The organism is Thalassotalea sp. PLHSN55 (genome assembly GCF_052030545.1).
GTDB lineage: Bacteria > Pseudomonadota > Gammaproteobacteria > Enterobacterales > Alteromonadaceae > CANMXU01.
Genome location: NZ_JBPDIH010000001.1, coordinates 275,934 through 292,836, shown reverse-complemented (window position 1 = coordinate 292,836; position 16,903 = coordinate 275,934). Strand labels below are relative to the sequence as shown.

Sequence of the window (16,903 nt, the reverse complement as noted above, 5' to 3'; positions counted from 1 at the left end):
ACTCAAACACCTGACACATTATTTTGTGATTTTGCTTGTGATTTTTCAGCGCTTACTTTGTTAACAGACGCATGACTAGCAGCTGTTTGTTTGACGATCTTATTTTTCAACCAACGCGTCAGCGAACCAAAAATAGGCAGTTGCTCATACAACATTGCGCCAACATCCAAATAATCACGATGATATATCACCTTATTGCCAGCACCTTGAATGTGTGAATGACCTTCAACAACAATCACCTGCCCTTTATTAAGTTTTGGGTGTTGGTAGCGCATTTTCCAATAAATGGCGGCATGACTGTCTTGCTTGATCACTTGCTGAATATCGAATGAACAGCTAATTAAATTACTGTATAAACCAATAAAATAGTCGTATAAGTTAACAAAGCCTTCAATATTATGCAGCGGGTCACTAAAGATAACGTCTTGATGGTAAACCTGCGCAAGCGAGTCTAAATTGTCAGTAGAGAGATTTTGGTAAACACCAATAAAATGCGTTAACCATTGCGGGCTATCGAGATTTGCACTTTCTGAGGATATTGAGTAAATATCAGCCATATTTCAACCTATTAGGTATTTACATCAATTAACTATTTGTAGAAATCCAATGCTGCAAGTCGCGCGGTTTTATGCTCGACAATAGGCGAAAAATACATAGCCAACTGATGTTCTTTTATATATTTATGTGGAAAATGAATATTTTTATTAGGAATATTCACCAGCTCTGGTAAATACTTACGGATAAAGTCGCCGTTTGGATCAAATCTTTCGCTTTGGCGAATAGGATTAAATATTCGAAAATACGGTTGGGCGTCACAACCAGTGCTTGCCGCCCACTGCCAACCGCCATTATTCGCCGCCAAATCGCCATCAATTAAGTGCTGCATAAAGTATTTTTCACCCCAGCGCCAATCAATTAATAAATGTTTGGTTAAAAAACTGGCGACCACCATACGCAAACGATTGTGCATCCAGCCGGTTTGGTTCAGTTGTCGCATGGCGGCATCAACAAGCGGATAACCTGTTTTGCCTTCACACCAAGCAGCAAATAACGCAGCATCATTTGGCCACTGGCGATTTTGATACTTTTCATTAAAACACTGATGCTTGCACAAACGTGGTTGGTCAAACATTAAATGACGATAAAACTCTCGCCAGATCAGTTCATTTAACCAAGCAAACTCTCTACTGTCGGTCGCACTTAATAAATCAGGCTGTTGTGTTAATAACAACCTTAGAACATACCTTGGACTAAGAACACCAGCGGCTAAATAAGGCGAAATGCCTGAGGTAGCTTTTATTGATGGAATATCTCGACAGCTGGCGTAATCGGCAAGCTTTTCTGATAAAAAATTGGCTAACACCTCTTGCTCGTACTGACTTGCTAACGGCCAAGAACCGCTGCAGTTTTTGTTTGTTTCATCAACCGTGTCGCCAGTTATGCCGTCACTTATATCATCACTTGTGCCATCACTTATGTCATCAGTAATATCGACAAGGTCTTCATTGAGGTTATCAGCACAAGTTGTGGCTGGTTTTCCCAAATAGTCAAAACCATGAACCTGAACATAGCTAAGCCACGCGCGCTTAAAAGGCGTGAAAACTTTAAACATTTTCCCAGACTTATTAAGCACTTTGCCTTTTGGCACTATCACATCAGCTTCGAATAACTTCAGCGGAACACCTTTAGCTAAACAGGAATGGTCACGCTGAACTTCATTATATTCTAGTTCAGCGTTAGCTAACACTTGGCTGATTTTATGCTGACGACAATAATCACTTAGGTAGTCTATTTGCTGTTCAAAACTGTCAATTTTTATCAAGCTAAGTTCAATATTCAGTGCCTTTAGCTGCGTGATTAATGCATGAGCATGCCGCATGACAAAATCAATTTTAATGCTCGACCAATCATGGTTACGCCATTGCTTTTCGCTAATAAAAAAAATCGCTTTACTGGGATTCTTACTGGGATTGGTACCATGAGCTTGCTGACTTCTTTGCGCTAAAAAGTCAGCAAGTGCTGGATTGTCATGAGTTCTTAAATCGTTACGAAACCAAAGTAGCAAAACATGTCCTTATGTTATTAATAGCTGTATCTTAGCTTTAATTGCTGTGGATAAGGGTTCAAATACACTTGCTTAGCAAGGTAGCTTTTAGGGTGGATCATTAAATAATGATTAATTAAGGTTAACGGCACAACAAGTGGCATTAAACCGTTTCGGTAGCCTTCGACCTGTTGACATAATTCTTGGCGTTGCTCTGGTGTTAAGTGATCGGAAAAGTAACCAATCATATGATAAAGGGTATTGGCGTGTTTTTTACGCGTGGCTTTAATTTTCAATGCCGCCATTAAGCCAGAAATATATTGCGATGCCATTTCCTCAACAGCCAAATCAGCACGCGCTAATAAGCGACCTAAGTTTTTATAGGCGACTAAATCATGACTCATCACCATATATTTGTAATGGCTATGAAAGGTCATTAACTTATGTTTTGTGATCCCTTCTTCAACCAATATTTGCCAATGTCGATAAGCAAAAACACGGGCGACAAAATTTTCGCGAATAATAGGGTCATTTAAACGGCCATTTTCTTCACAAGGTAGTAGAGGGTTGGCTTTCATGATCTCTTGCGCAAACACCCCAACGCCTGTGGCGACCAAAGGATTTCCTTCAGGTGAATATACTTTTACTCGCTCCATGCCGCAGCTTGGACTTTTTGCACAAAAGACATAACCGCTTAAATTGCTCGATAACGCTGCTATTTTTTTGCCGTAGGCTTGCAACGCCTCGGTTACGTCGCCAGAGCCGTCTGGACGTGATACATGAATAACATCGTCTTTTTTAATTTGTCTAATGGTTGGTCTGGGTATTGGCATACCTATCGCCACTTCAGGGCAATAAGCTTTGTAAGTAACATGTTGGCCAAGCTCGTTGATGCAAAAATTTGACGGTTTATTGCTGGCATCAAATCGAACTTTTTCGCCGATTAAACATGCACTAATACCAATCACAATATTTTCTTTATTTATTAGCTTTTCCATAAGTTCACCTACCTTTTTAAACAAAAAACAAACGTTTTGTAGCGTGTTTGCAAAGCGATTTTCGCTATTGCATATTGAGCTTTAGTAAATAAAACTACCAATAGGGTTAAGCAGCTTATTGATCCCTTGCGTAAAATGCAGTGCATCGTTAGCAACGGTAAAACACAAACAGCCTTTTTCTGATACGGGGTGATGGGTATGGTTGCCATCAAGCATAATAAAATCACCAGCGACATACTCACCACTATCATCACTAAAGCTCCCTGCGAGTAACACGGTCAGCTCAAACCCTTTATGGGTATGCTCTGGCACTGAACCACCAGGAGAAATATGCAGTAAACTTGAATGAATTTCACCTTCATTAAGTTGACAGCGTGCACGGGTTAATTTGCCAATGTTAGCAGAGCCGGCTAATTCCACATGGGTAAGCGCTTTAGGTAAGGTGTATTGTTCGCCGCCTAAACTCACTTGTTTAAGAGGTTTAGCCACCACAGCATCTTGCTGATCAGACTCAGTAATTTCGGCAAGCATTTGCTCAAAATCTGGCTCTGCTACTTGTGCTATGTCGTCACCGTCTTCAACGGCAAAGGTATGTAAAAATGCTTGTTCAAAACTTGCTGATGCCATTTGTTCAGTAAGCTGAGCAATTTTTTCTTGGCAAACAGGACACATATCCGCATGAATTGCGATACCTGCCGATAATGAAGCGGGTAATTCGCCATCAACAAATGATTGAATTAAGGCTAACTTAGGGTGATGCTTAATCATGTTGATCTCCTAACTGCGATTTTAATTTAGCGAGCGCTAACCGTAAACGCGATTTAACGGTACCTAAAGGTAAGTTTAAATGCTTTGCCAATTGCTCTTGAGACATTTCTTGAAAGTAAAATCCTTTCACCACTTGTTGTTGGTTTTCAGGCAACTGCTCAATAATGCCTTTCATTTTACTTTGCTCAAGGTGGTCACTAAAAACTTCAGTGTCACTGGCTGCGCTTTCAGCTAACGGCCAAATATCATCACTAAGGTTATCTTCTCTGTTAGCTTGCACTTTACGCAGCATATCGAAGGTAACATTACGCATAACGGTATAAACCCAAGTTGTCGCAGCGCCTTTGTTTTCATCAAACAAGTGGGCTTTGCGCCAAACATTGCTCATGGTTTCTTGCACCACTTCGTTTGCTTGGCTAGCGTTGTTTAATTTTGCTGTAGCGATGCGCTGAATTTTTTCAGCAAAGAATTTAAACAAGTGAGTAAATGCTTGTTTGTCTCTTTCCTTTGCTACCGCATTAAGCCATTGGCAGAGTTGGGTATGGTCAACAGAATTTGTCATAGTGCTAGATTTAGCAGCTAGCGTACCGTTTGACAAGGCTGTTTGTGCACTTAACATAGTAAAAAACCTAAAATTGGCTTCAATTAATAGGTATTACGCAGTAGGGAAATAAAAGGATCACAATTAATGTAAATTTTTTTGAATTATTTTTGATTTACTGATTAACTCTCGACAGCTTTGCTTTTCAAATACCTTAGAAAGGTTTAATCGACGCATTGATTCACTTGCTGCTCACTTACAATGCTGGTTAAAAATTTAATCGCATTTTCATAGCTATTCGGCTGGAAAAATAACGCCTTACTTGCTAACTCAACCGGTAAAATTTCTAACCAACGGGCGACAACCCACGAGCTTTGGTCAATAAATTTATCTTGGTATAGCCTTGATAACTGATGATTTTTTTCAAAAACACTCAATAACTCTTGAGTTAACTCGTCTTGGTCTAAACAACTAATATCGCTGGTCCAATGGGGTTGCTCTGTCACCAAAGCATAAGCGAGTTTGTCGTTATCAACGGTTTTTTTACCAATGGTCACTAACGACTTGCATTTAACATCAACAATTAAAATGCCATCGTCACCTTGATCAAAGTTAATCACATCGACCCAACTGCCCCACGCTTGTGAATCAGTCACACTAGCGGTTAACTCAATAACAAAGCCGTGAGACTGGGTCGCTATGCTTATCATTTTCAAATACCTCGGTTCAAAAATACGGAGTCGTGTGATCCCGCCAGGTAGCAAAAATACGGGTAATGGGAAAATAGGTAACTGCATGATGCTCTTCTAGTACTTTATAAGTGTGATATTAACTAATACGTACTAAGCAACAAGAAAGTTCAATGCCAGTGCAATTAAAAAACGCCTTATCTGACATGATAAGGCGTTTACATTATGCTTGGTAACAAGCCAAATTAGTCAGTAATTACGGTGTCAATAACATGAATAATACCATTGGCAGTGTAGATATCTGTGGTGGTAATATTTGAGCCGTTAACTTGCAAGCTCACTTGTTCTTGCTCCACAACCCACCACATATCGTTAAGTCCTTGCCCTGTCATATCGCCAGCATTAGTGTCGCCAACGTAAAAGTACAACGGGCGGCCCAAATAAGTTGCCTGCATGGTATTGTCATCACGGGTGATCATGCCAAGCCCAGGAATATTGTCGACTTCGCCATCGCTAACAAGCACAGGTGGCCAGTTTATCGCACAGTCACTATTACAGGTACTTGTCGACGTACCTAAGTCGCCATCAAATACATATAAGGTATTGCCAGCATGGTCTGAATTCATTCCACCGACGAGCTGCTGGTACATGCTGTTATAGGCAACTTCATCATTATCACCGTTCATGGTTTGGATAAAATTCACTAAATTCAAGCTAATGCTGTCTTCACTAGCGGTTTCAATATCGGTATTAAGCGCCCCAAAGGCTGACAAACTATTCACTTGGGCGCCACTAACAACATGTGTTAACAATATATTGGTTAACGCAATCGTATCGGCTAATAAACTTTCAAGCACACTGCTATCAATTTTAGCAAATGCATCGTTAGTGGGTGCAAATACGGTAAATTGTGCGTTTTCATCATCAAGCGTACCCACTAAGTTGGCTGCTGTTAACGCCGACACTAAGGTAGTAAAGCGCTCATCTGCTGCTGCAACGTCAGCAATGGTCATACTCGAGTCGGCAGCCATTGCAGGTGGTAAAATCACTTGGTCAAGCACATGAATAACACCGTTATTAGCCATGATATTAGTTGATGATACCGCAGATTTATTCACATACAACTGGCTATCGCTTAATGAAACCGTCGCCATTTGTTCATTGGCCATTGTTGCCATTGGCATGTCAGATTTGGCTAAATTTAGCGCGCCATCTTGTAAAACACTTGCGCCAGAGATGACATGATAAAGTAGGATATTTGATAAGGTGTCAGTATCAGCTAGCAAAGCTGCGATAGTGTCTGCGCCTAATAAGGCAAATGCTTCATCGGTTGGCGCAAAAACCGTGAAATTACCATCAGCATTGGCCAAAACGCTATCTAATTCTGTCGCTTGCAGCGCTGCCACTAAAGTGTCAAACGTTCCCGCAGCAACAGCGATATCAACGATAGTAGACTCTGGTTCAGGCAAGGCTACTTGGTCAATAATCACGGTGTCGATAACATGAATAATGCCGTTACTGGTTTTGATATCTGTGCTGGTGATTGTTGCACCGGCAATATTAAGGGTGTCATTTTTAGGGTCAATAAAAAGCTCAAGCATCACCTCTGACAAGGTTTGTGCACTTTGACCATTTAAGCTAAATGCAGTGACCGCTGGCACCTCTCCCTCGACAACGTGTTGTAATAAAATACTGGATAAAGTGTCGGTATTTTCAAGCAATGATGAAATAGTTGCTGCGTTGATGGCGGCAAATGCTGCATCGGTAGGCGCAAAAACAGTAAAACTGCTTTCTGGATCAGCTAAGGCCGCGTCAAGTCCAGTTGCCTGTAACGTCGCGACTAAGGTGGTAAAATTCCCTGCTGCAATCGCTGTTTCAACGATATTCATGGTTGGCATTTCTTCAGCCATTGCTGGCGGTAATAAAACTGCATCGATGACATGAATAATGCCATTATCGGTTTCAATATCGGTCATGGTCACCGTTGCCGTATTGACCAGCAGCATCTCTCCTGACAATGATAATCCTACTGAATCGCCATTAGCGGTTTCAACGGTAGTTCCGGCACTCGCAATCGCCGCTGCCGCATTAACTTCTGAGCTAAGAACATGGTATAGCAAAATATTACTGAGCGTATCTGTGTCAGCCAGCAGCGCGTCTATTGTCTTTTGACCTAACAAGGCAAAGGCCGCATCGGTGGGAGCAAAAACTGTATATGATTTGCTAGTATCATCTAAGGTGGCATCTAAGCCCGTTGCTTGTAAGGCAGCAACTAACGTAGTGAAGCCACCATTAGCCACAGCCGCATCAACTATCGATGTCATTTCAACAGGTGGGGTTGGTGTTTCAACCACGTCATCATTGTCGTTATCGTTACAGGCTTGTAGTAAGAACAAGCTGACTGAGGTTATTACTATTTTCTTTATAATGTTCACTTGCTGTTCCTCAATTTAATTTTAGTATTGTGTCTTTCAAATCGAGTTACGGTGAAAAATCATACAAGGTTCACAAAAAGTCGTTAAAATAAAAATAAAGTTTTATTGGTGATCTTTGCCTTTAAGAGCTTCGTATCAATAGGGTTAAACTTAACAATAGCGAATGGTTATCAACTAGGATCTTTTGATCTTTAGAAGTTAAATTTTGTTTAGGCTCTCGCTTTAACGTTAGTAAAAGGACAGATAATGAAAATACTTATTACCGGAGCAACAGGTCTTATTGGTCAGGCACTTGTGCAGGCGCTTAACGCAAAATCAGGAGCGGAGATCACGGTATTTTCGCGCAGCGCAAAACGCGCCGAGACGATTTTTACCGACTCCGTCAAAATAGTCACTCAGTTAAATGTATCCTTAATTGATCAACAAGAGGTTATTATTAACCTTGCTGGTGAGCCAATTGCGGATAAGCGTTGGAGCAAAAAACAAAAAGATAAAATTTGCCAAAGCCGGTGGCAAATTACGCAAACATTAACCACGTTAATTGAGCAAGCGTCAACACCGCCCAAACTTTTTATTTCAGGTAGCGCAATTGGTTATTATGGACGACAAGGCGAGCAAAAAATTGATGAGTCTTTTACTGAAGTTTTTCCTGAATTTTCCCATCATATTTGCCAAAAATGGGAATCCATTGCCTTAAGTGCACATTCAGAAAATACCCGCGTCGCCTTGCTAAGAACAGGCATAGTATTGTCGCCTAATGGTGGCGCACTCAAGAAAATGCTATTGCCTTTTAAACTCGGCGGCGGCGGTTATATGGCAAGCGGCAAGCAAATGATGTCGTGGATCCACTTAGGCGATATGGTGAACGCTATTTTACATATTATTAAGGAAGACGGCCTTAGTGGCGCGATTAACCTAACAGCGCCCAATGCGGTGACCAATCGAGAATTTAGCCAACAACTAGCGACAAGCCTTAACCGACCTTGTTTATTATTGACACCAACTTGGTTATTGAAACTGTTGTTTGGTGAAATGGCTGATTTATTAATTTACGGACAAAATGTTCGCCCTAAAAAGTTACTCGATAGTGGCTTTGACTTTACTTACCCAGAATTAACACCAGCATTAACGCAGTTATTAAAGCACAAAAATTAGCTTTTAGCGGCAGCGCGTTTGCGGACTTTGCTTATCAAAAAACAAGGTAACTTCTGCCACCGTCAGCCCCAATTTTTTCATGGCGGTGCGATTAACGACTCGGTGCTCATCTAACTGATACATCCAATCGTCCATCATAAATTGATAGCTGCTATCCCCCACGGGCACAATAAGCTGATATTGCCAATGAAAAGCAAAACCTTGCTGCTGACCATAAGCACTGCCAACAACATCTTCTGCAGTGCCTTGATAATAGCCATTTTCAAGTTTAGTCAACTGCCAATTTCGGTAACTTATCTCGCCGTCATTAAAATAAAAGGTTTCTGCCAGCAGGCCTTGATTACCCTGCCATGAGCCATTAATTTCAACACAAAACCGCCGTGTTACTTTGTGCTGATAATCTTGCACCATGCCATAGGCGATAACATCACCCTGAAAATATGTTTTCACATCAAACTTTGGTTGAGCATCTTGGTAGTGATTAATATCAGTTGAGCAACTACTCACCAGCAAGGTTAAACTAAAAGCAGTGAGTAATTTTTTATCTTCAATAAAAATTTTCATCTTACAGCTCCTAACAATTGCTGACGTAATTTAGGTTGGCTGGTGTTGGGCGAAAGCCAAATATCGAGAAAAACACGACCAAAGCTACCATTAGGCCCTTGCCCTAGGAATTGGTCATTATAATAAAAGGTGCTGCTTTGGCTATCGAGTAATAGTGCCAAGGAATCTCCTGCTTGAATATTTGGCCACAGCTTTGCTAACGCTTTGGTATAATCGGCAACATCAGCCGATTCAATACCAAGGTGTTGCCATTGCTCTGCGGTGCGCTCGATAAGTTCATCTTTACTAATATCTTTTAAATAATTAATTTTTAGCATTACCGGCTGATTGTGGTCGAAATATGTATACTCCTGCCCTTTCGCAAACAAGGTGCTTTGATAAATATCCCAAAACAAAACGCTAAACTTAGCCTTACCGATTTCATTAAATTGATAATGTTCAACCACGTCAGCAACATTGTGCAAAGTTTCCAATGTTTCAGCGCCGCCAAGTGTATCAAGCCTCTGGTTCATTGATGAGGTCTTAATAGCTAAATTTGCAGAAGCCTCGCTAAAGTCGCCAGTATTGCCTGATTGCACAATTGCTTGCGCACTCAAGGTTTTAGCAAGCGCAATTAATACCAAGCATAAAATGAGTTTAAACATGAGTTTTTTCCTGTTGAAAAATAATGCCTAATAAAGCAAAAAACAGACACATTAATGGTGCCCAAACTAGGCTAAGTAACAGCACGGTCACTATGTTTGAATAGCCAAAATCAACCGCACCTAAGTGGTGCCCGGCAAGGTAACTTAGTGGCGCAAAAACGCCGCCAGCAATAAATTGCCAAGCTGTTTTATGGTGTAAGAACTTAAGACTGTGGGCAATAGTGGCTGAAAAGCACAGCCATAAGGCCATTAGCCAAATTGGCGTATCAATGCCAACCGACGTTAAAAAAGCGTTTAGTGTATTAAAGTGCTCGCCACGATTACTGTCTGAAAAATTAAAAACAGCAAGATCAGTCAATAGGTTATCTAAGCCAATACCAATGGCGCTGACGCTTAGTATCAACAGAGTTTCCGCTTTAGCCTGACCAGAAAAATACAGATGCGCAACTAGCCAAACCAAGGCAGGAATAACAAAGGTATTGCCCAATAACACCAGCGCAAACCAAATCAAATTAAATGCGATTAAATTTAACCACAATGCGTGGTTTATCGTCATAAAGCCCCACTAAACCAATCAACTGCTATGTTAGTAATACGGGAACATGGTCAATCTTGGATCAATTGCAGTTAAAAATTCAGCATAATTTACATGTTCACACCTCTTAATATTGGTGAAAATCAACAATTAAGTGGTTAGATTGACATATTTACTGACATTAATTTTTAGCTAGCGACTAGACCTTTACCCTAAAAACAAAGTAACACCACCAAAGGTATGATGTATAAAAAGGTAGTACCCCAGGGCAAAGGTTTTTAAAAAATAGTTACCCAGTAACAATAACTCAACAAAAAAAATTCAATGAAAAGACCAAGCAGAAGATGAGCATAATGGACAATTTATGGAAAAAAGATTTTCCAGTATTTTCTTTACCAGAACAAAGAAATCTACATTATTTTGATAGTGCGGCTACCTGCTTAGTACCTGAAATTGTGGCACAAAGTAGCTATCAATACTTAACAACCTGCCATGCGAACAGCCATCGTGGTTTATATCAACTGAGTCAACAAGCCACAAACAATATTGAAGAAGCGCGAGTTCAAGTTAAACACTTTATCGGCGCACAGTCAGCAGACGAAATTTGCTTCTGCTCAGGAACAAGCCAAGCGATCAACTTTATCGCACAAGGCTTTATCAAACAAAAATTAACAGCAAACAATACGATTATTATTAGCCAAGCCGAACATCATGCTAACTTTTTACCTTGGCAACAACTCTGTCAGCAAACAGGAGCTAGTTTACAAATAATTGGATTAAACAATGAACGTACCCTCGATATGCAGGCGTTTGAACAAGCCCTAACACCCAATATTAGCCTAATCGCCATCAACCATGTATCAAATGTTCTCGGCACCACGAATCCCGTAAAACAAATTTGCAAGCTTGCCCAACAGTATCATATTCCAGTTCTCGTTGATGGCGCGCAAGCAGCGGCGCACCAGCACATTGATGTGCAAGATATCGGATGTGATTTTTACGCATTTTCAGGTCATAAAATTTATGCGGGTACCGGTTGCGGGGTGTTATACGTCAATAAGCAACATATCGCAGAAATCTCGCCCGTTGTGCTCGGTGGTGGCATTGTAGAAAAAGTCACGGAGCAATCGTGCAATTATATCAATACATTGAAAAAATTAGAGGCAGGCAGCTTATCAAGTGCAAGCATTGCTGCATTGTCCAGTGCCATTAATTATTTAGAGGCGATAGGAAAAAGTGCGATTACGCAACATATCGAAGTACTTAGCGAATACTTACATCAACAACTCGTTAGCTTACCTTTTATCGAGTTGATCTCACCAGCAAGGCAAACCAGCATTGTCAGCTTTAGCGTTAAAGGTATTCATAGCCACGATGTAGCAACCCTGCTCGATGAGTACAATATTGCTGTTCGTGTCGGCCACCATTGTGCACAGCCACTACACCAATACCTAGGAATAAAAAGCTCAGTGCGGGTATCGCTCGGACTTTATAACGACAAAAATGATATCGACGCGCTAATCTCAGCACTTAAACAATGCCAACTGTTTTGGTCGTTAGGAAAATTATGACAACAACAGAAAGTAAAGCCTCAACCACAGCGCTATACCAACAAGCGATGTTAACGCATCATCAAACCCCAATAGGGTTTGAAAAGGTAATTAAAGTCGACCAACAACAATTGGGCGAAAACGCTTTTTGCGGCGACGAAATTAACCTGATGATCAGCTGCGATCACCAACATATTTCTGATATCGCCTTTTCAGGTGACAGCTGTGCCATATGTCGTGCGTCGGCGTCGATATTATGTCAAAGCATTTTAGGGCTATCATTTCACCAAGCATTTAATTTTATCAAGCAAACAAGCCAAGCACTTATTAATAAAGACACCTTAGTGAACAGCCTCGCGCCGTTAAATGGCGTTAAACAGTACCCCGTGCGTTTACAATGCGCCCTTTTACCTTGGCAAACGTTAACTACGCTAATTGAGTCAAAATTTTTTAATTCAGACAGCCCCAAAATAAAGGAATTAGGCTAATGCAAGAAAACTGGTTAGCACTTGCTAAGGCATTTAATTGCCAACAATCATTTATTTTGGCAACCATTATTAAAACGCAGGGTCCGACGTATCGTAAAGCAGGCACCATGATGTTAATTTCAGAGCAAGGTGAATGCACTGGCTTATTAAGCGGTGGCTGTTTAGAAGCCGATATTGCTCTGCATGCCAAAAACGTATTACAACAAAATAAAGTACAGTTACTGCATTACGATTTAAAAGCTGATGCAGAATTATTGTGGGGCCTAGGTTTAGGCTGCGACGGAATTATCACCTTACTATTACAGCCATTAACGGTTGAGAATAATCACCTTGAGTTTGGACAATTACTCGCCGCCATCAACAAAAGAGAAAGTGGGGTTTATCGACAAAGTATTCCAAACAACTTCCATCTTGAAGATACTGCTGCTGAGCTTAGCGTTGAATGTGGAATTGGCTTTGGACAATTTATTCCTCAAGAAGCACTGAGCATAAGTAACAATCAAAAAAGCAATAACCTAAAAAACTCAACCGTTAAAGATCTTAGCGCAGAAAAACATCACCCCGTATCAATCACTGATCAATACATCGATATTAAGGTCACCCCTCCTATTAGCGTAACAATATGCGGCGCGGGCCCTGACGCCCAGCCGTTAGTCGCAATAGCAGCTGAGTTAGGTTGGCGCATTCATTTAATTGATCACAGAAATCAATACTTAAACCAAGACTGTTTCAAGCAGTGTCAGCACAAGCAAAAACTCCGTGCAGAGCATTTGAGTAATGACGATTTAGCGCAAACCGACGCACTCGTTATCATGAGCCACAATCTCGTGTTTGATAGCCAATTTTTAGCAAACGGCTTACGCGCAAATATCTCCTATATTGGTTTACTTGGCCCAGCAAGTCGCCGCGACAAAATATTTAAAGAGCTAGGCATTTGTCATAGCGATGTACAAGGACAAGTGTACGGACCTATTGGTTTAGCAATTGGCGGGAGAAGCCCACAAGCAATAGCTTTATCGATTGTCGCGCAAATTCAGCAGCACTTTCATCTAGATCATCATCCCGACCTTCAATCTAAATAAGGCAAGATAAAGATGCTGCAAGAAAATAAAGATAAACGTATTGCGCTGGTATTACTGGCGGCGGGCGAGTCAAAACGCTTAGGGCAACCTAAGCAGCTCATTGATGTTGCTGGTGAAAGTTTGCTCACGGTGCAAGCAAATTCGTTAGTTAACACAGGTTTTGCTAGTCACTGCGTATTAGGCTTTCGTGCTAAAACCATGGCACAGGAGCTTAAGCAACTACCAATCACCTTGCACATCAATGCAGCTTTTAAACAAGGTTTAGCAAGTTCAATTGCTTATGCCACTCAGCAGCTTGAAAACGATTACCAAGCGCTATTGTTTATGCAAGTCGATCAATGGCGGTTAACAAGTCATGATTTAATCGCGTTGATCAATTGTTGGCAAAATGCCCCAGACAAAATTCACCTGTGCCAAGACAATGATGAGAATTTCGGACCGCCGGTTATTTTCCCAAAAACCTACTTTAGCCAATTAACTCAGCTCTCTGGTAAACAAGGGGCAAAATCAATTATCAAACAAGCCATAGACAATTGTCAGTTTCATTCATTGGCCAAAGCTTTTGACGACATAGATACACCACAACAATTACAAAAATTTAATCAACAATTAATTAAAACAAGCAACTAATACAAGCAACTAATACCTGCAACTAACAACAAGCGGAGACAGACATGATCACCTTAAACATTAATGGTATAACCCATCAAGTTGATGAAGATGGCGACATGCCACTACTTTGGGTTCTTAGAGATATTTTAAAATATACCGGTACCAAATATGGCTGTGGCAAAGGTTTGTGTGGTGCTTGCACCGTTCATATCGATGGCATGGCAACGCGGTCATGTTTATTACCCATTTCAAGCTTAGCTGACAGCAAAATTACTACCATTGAAGGTTTATCTGAGCATGGCGATCACCCAGTGCAGCAAGCATGGCAATCGTTAAATGTACCGCAATGTGGTTATTGTCAATCAGGACAAATGATGAGCGCTGCAGCTTTATTAGCCAGTAATGCCAGTCCTAACGACAGTGATATAACACAAGCGATGAGTGGCAATATATGCCGCTGCGGTACCTATCCGCGTATCAAACAAGCGATTCATTTAGCTACCGAAATTAGCGGAGAGAAATAATGAATAATAAAAAAATTAATAATGTGAGCCGCCGTAAATTTTTAAAGGGTCTAGGTATTTCCTCTTCTGCTTTGGTGTTGAGCATTAATTTACCGCAACTTTCTTTATTGCCAAAAGCAATTGCTCAAACCGTGCCCGCTGAAAAGTTTTCACCCAGTGTCTACTTGGAAATTAACCACGATAATAGCGTTGCTGTAATAGTGCACCGCTCGGAAATGGGGCAAGGTATTCGTACCAGTATTCCAATGGTTGTTGCCGATGAACTTGAAGCCAATTGGCAACAAATTAAGGTAATACAAGGTTTAGGTGATAAAAAATATGGCAGCCAAAATACCGATGGTTCACGTTCTATTCGCGACTTTTATCAACCATTAAGAGAAGCAGGCGCTACCGCGAAGCTTATGCTAGAGCAAGCTGCGGCGCAATTATGGCAAGTGCCGGTAAAAGAATGCCAAGCAAAAGCAGGAAATATTCATCATATACCGAGTGAGAAGATAGTCAGTTTTGGCGAACTCGTTGATATTGCTGCCAAGCTGCCCTTGCCTGACAAGTCGACGTTAACCTTAAAAAACAAAGAAGACTATAATTTTATTGGCAATAAAAACATTAAGTTAGTTGATAACTACGACATAGCCACAGGCAAAGCTGTTTACGGTTTTGACGTTGAACGAGAAAATATGCTTTATGCCGTTATTGCTCGCCCACCAGTATTGGCAAGTACAGTTAAAAGTTTTGACGCCACTAAAGCGTTGGCGGTTAAAGGGGTAAAACATGTTATTAAACTCGACGACATTAAAGAGCCCGTCGCCTTTAAAGCACTTGGCGGCATTGCGGTTATTGCCACCAATACTTGGGCGGCAACTAAAGGGCGAGAACTATTAGATATTCAATGGCAGGTAAATGAACGCCATAGCCAATATCAGTCGAGTGACTATAAAGCTGCGTTACAGTTAAGTTGCGAAAAGCCTAAAAAAACCTTACGCGAAAAAGGCGATGTGCACCTTAATTTAACCAACGCCAAAAAAGTATTAACCGCCGATTACTACGTACCTGCGCTAATACATTCACCAATGGAGCCACCCGCAGCAACGGCTGATTATCAAGACGGCAAAATAGAAATTTGGGCTTGTACCCAAACGCCCCAGTCAGCACAAAATGTGGTTGCTAAAACATTAGATATTGCGCCAGAAAATGTTAGCGTCAATGTCACACTGCTTGGTGGTGGTTTTGGGCGAAAGTCGAAACCTGACTTTGTTGTTGAAGCAGCAGTTTTATCGAAAAAACTTAATCTGCCGATAAAAGTATTGTGGACGCGTGAAGATGAAATAAAAAATGGCTATTACCACGCGATCAGTTATCAAAAGCTCACCGCAGGTATCGACGATAACAATAACGTTAACGCATGGCACCACACGAGTGCTACACAACCGATTGGCGCAACGTTTAATACCAAAGCAAAACTTATTGGCTCGGAAGCAAGTTTAGGCATGATAGACATGCCCTTCGATATTGGTGCAATTAAATGTGATGTCGCCGAGGCGCCAGCACATACGCGCATAGGCTGGCTTCGCTCAGTGACCAATATCAACCACGCATTTGCCATTAGCTCGTTTGTTGACGAAATAGCCTATCAGCGAAAGCTAGATCCGGTTGATAACCTGCTGCAATTATTGGGTAAAGACCGTAACGTTAATCCCAACAAAGATAACGCAAAGTATGGCAACTATGGTGAAAGCCTAGATGAATATCCCATTGATATCGCCCGCTTTAAAAATGTGATAAAAACCGTTAAACAACAAGCAAACTATCAAGACAACCCTGGTAAGGGCAAAGGTTTTGGCATCGCAGTGCATCGCAGCTTTACCTCATATGTGGCGAGCATTGTTGAAGTCAGCAGTAATGAGCTGGGAAAAATCTCAATTGATAATATTTTTATCGCGGCCGATTGTGGCACGATCGTCAATCCAGAAAGAGTTATTTCACAAATGGAAGGAGCGGCAATCTTTGCACTATCGCTAACCTTATATGGCGAGGTAACGGCGACTGATGGCGTTATTGACCAAGGAAACTTTGACGATTATCCGTTAGTACGAATCGGTGAAGTTCCCACGATTGATGTCGCAATAATTAACAGCGATGCGCCTCCTGGTGGTGTTGGCGAGCCGGGTGTTCCCCCTATCGCGCCGGCAATTTGCAATGCAATTTTTGCAGCAACGGGCAAGCGTTATAGAGAGCTACCCTTAGCTAAACAAGGCATTATTTAGCTTTACAATT

The 16,903-nt window shown here is 41.2% G+C and carries 17 protein-coding genes; 7 read left to right on the top strand and 10 right to left on the bottom strand.

What is annotated here, in order from left to right; genetic code table 11:
• Positions 1 to 2: 2 nt before the first annotated feature.
• The 7 genes from ACRRSQ_RS01450 to ACRRSQ_RS01420 form a co-directional block, all read right to left on the bottom strand.
• Positions 3 to 557 (bottom strand): nuclear transport factor 2 family protein, encoded by a 555-nt coding sequence (locus ACRRSQ_RS01450; protein ID WP_440873904.1) that lies wholly within the window; start codon positions 555 to 557, stop codon positions 3 to 5.
• Positions 558 to 589: 32 nt separating this feature from the next.
• On the bottom strand, positions 590 to 2,065 hold the full coding sequence (locus ACRRSQ_RS01445) for a cryptochrome/photolyase family protein (RefSeq protein WP_440873903.1): 1,476 nt from the start codon (positions 2,063 to 2,065) through the stop codon (positions 590 to 592).
• 17 nt (positions 2,066 to 2,082) lie between these two features.
• Positions 2,083 to 3,042 (bottom strand): YbgA family protein, encoded by a 960-nt coding sequence (locus ACRRSQ_RS01440; RefSeq protein ID WP_440873902.1) that lies wholly within the window; start codon positions 3,040 to 3,042, stop codon positions 2,083 to 2,085.
• An 81-nt stretch (positions 3,043 to 3,123) separates the two neighbouring features.
• On the bottom strand, positions 3,124 to 3,810 hold the full coding sequence (locus ACRRSQ_RS01435; protein ID WP_440873901.1) for a ChrR family anti-sigma-E factor: 687 nt from the start codon (positions 3,808 to 3,810) through the stop codon (positions 3,124 to 3,126).
• Positions 3,803 to 4,429 (bottom strand): sigma-70 family RNA polymerase sigma factor, encoded by a 627-nt coding sequence (locus ACRRSQ_RS01430; protein ID WP_440873900.1) that lies wholly within the window; start codon positions 4,427 to 4,429, stop codon positions 3,803 to 3,805. Before ACRRSQ_RS01430 ends, ACRRSQ_RS01435 begins: the two co-directional genes overlap by 8 nt.
• 146 nt (positions 4,430 to 4,575) lie before the next feature.
• Positions 4,576 to 5,148, bottom strand: a complete 573-nt coding sequence (locus ACRRSQ_RS01425; protein WP_440873899.1) for an LON peptidase substrate-binding domain-containing protein — start codon at positions 5,146 to 5,148, stop codon at positions 4,576 to 4,578.
• A 137-nt stretch (positions 5,149 to 5,285) separates the two neighbouring features.
• Positions 5,286 to 7,475: a fasciclin domain-containing protein gene (locus tag ACRRSQ_RS01420; protein ID WP_440873898.1), complete on the bottom strand. Its 2,190-nt coding sequence runs from the start codon at positions 7,473 to 7,475 to the stop codon at positions 5,286 to 5,288.
• 246 nt (positions 7,476 to 7,721) lie between these two features.
• Between ACRRSQ_RS01420 and ACRRSQ_RS01415 the strand changes: the two genes are divergently transcribed.
• Positions 7,722 to 8,630: a TIGR01777 family oxidoreductase gene (locus ACRRSQ_RS01415; protein WP_440873897.1), complete on the top strand. Its 909-nt coding sequence runs from the start codon at positions 7,722 to 7,724 to the stop codon at positions 8,628 to 8,630.
• Between the two features lie 3 nt (positions 8,631 to 8,633).
• Here the strand turns inward: ACRRSQ_RS01415 and ACRRSQ_RS01410 are convergent, their stop codons facing one another.
• From ACRRSQ_RS01410 to ACRRSQ_RS01400, 3 genes are read right to left on the bottom strand one after another with little or no spacing between them, the layout of a single operon-like run.
• Positions 8,634 to 9,194: a DUF3833 domain-containing protein gene (locus ACRRSQ_RS01410; RefSeq protein ID WP_440873896.1), complete on the bottom strand. Its 561-nt coding sequence runs from the start codon at positions 9,192 to 9,194 to the stop codon at positions 8,634 to 8,636.
• The gene (locus ACRRSQ_RS01405) at positions 9,191 to 9,838 is read right to left on the bottom strand and encodes a chalcone isomerase family protein (RefSeq protein ID WP_440873895.1); all 648 of its coding nucleotides are present in this window, start codon (positions 9,836 to 9,838) and stop codon (positions 9,191 to 9,193) included. Before ACRRSQ_RS01405 ends, ACRRSQ_RS01410 begins: the two co-directional genes overlap by 4 nt.
• Positions 9,831 to 10,394, bottom strand: a complete 564-nt coding sequence (locus ACRRSQ_RS01400) for a DUF2878 domain-containing protein (RefSeq protein ID WP_440873894.1) — start codon at positions 10,392 to 10,394, stop codon at positions 9,831 to 9,833. The genes ACRRSQ_RS01405 and ACRRSQ_RS01400 overlap by 8 nt, the downstream gene beginning before the upstream one ends.
• Before the next feature lie 332 nt (positions 10,395 to 10,726).
• Between ACRRSQ_RS01400 and ACRRSQ_RS01395 the strand changes: the two genes are divergently transcribed.
• From ACRRSQ_RS01395 to ACRRSQ_RS01370, 6 genes are read left to right on the top strand one after another with little or no spacing between them, the layout of a single operon-like run.
• On the top strand, positions 10,727 to 11,944 hold the full coding sequence (locus ACRRSQ_RS01395) for an aminotransferase class V-fold PLP-dependent enzyme (protein WP_440873893.1): 1,218 nt from the start codon (positions 10,727 to 10,729) through the stop codon (positions 11,942 to 11,944).
• On the top strand, positions 11,941 to 12,411 hold the full coding sequence (gene sufU / locus ACRRSQ_RS01390) for a Fe-S cluster assembly sulfur transfer protein SufU (protein WP_440873892.1): 471 nt from the start codon (positions 11,941 to 11,943) through the stop codon (positions 12,409 to 12,411). Before ACRRSQ_RS01395 ends, sufU begins: the two co-directional genes overlap by 4 nt.
• Positions 12,411 to 13,493, top strand: coding sequence for an XdhC family protein (locus tag ACRRSQ_RS01385; protein ID WP_440873891.1), 1,083 nt, complete (start codon positions 12,411 to 12,413; stop codon positions 13,491 to 13,493). The genes sufU and ACRRSQ_RS01385 overlap by 1 nt, the downstream gene beginning before the upstream one ends.
• A gap of 12 nt (positions 13,494 to 13,505) precedes the next feature.
• Positions 13,506 to 14,123, top strand: a complete 618-nt coding sequence (locus tag ACRRSQ_RS01380; protein ID WP_440873890.1) for a nucleotidyltransferase family protein — start codon at positions 13,506 to 13,508, stop codon at positions 14,121 to 14,123.
• Positions 14,124 to 14,167: 44 nt separating this feature from the next.
• A complete protein-coding gene (locus tag ACRRSQ_RS01375) occupies positions 14,168 to 14,629 on the top strand; it encodes a (2Fe-2S)-binding protein (protein ID WP_440873889.1) in 462 nt (153 codons plus the stop codon).
• Entirely contained in the window at positions 14,629 to 16,893 is a 2,265-nt protein-coding gene (locus ACRRSQ_RS01370) for a molybdopterin cofactor-binding domain-containing protein (protein ID WP_440873888.1), read from the top strand. The genes ACRRSQ_RS01375 and ACRRSQ_RS01370 overlap by 1 nt, the downstream gene beginning before the upstream one ends.
• Positions 16,894 to 16,903 lie beyond the last annotated feature (10 nt).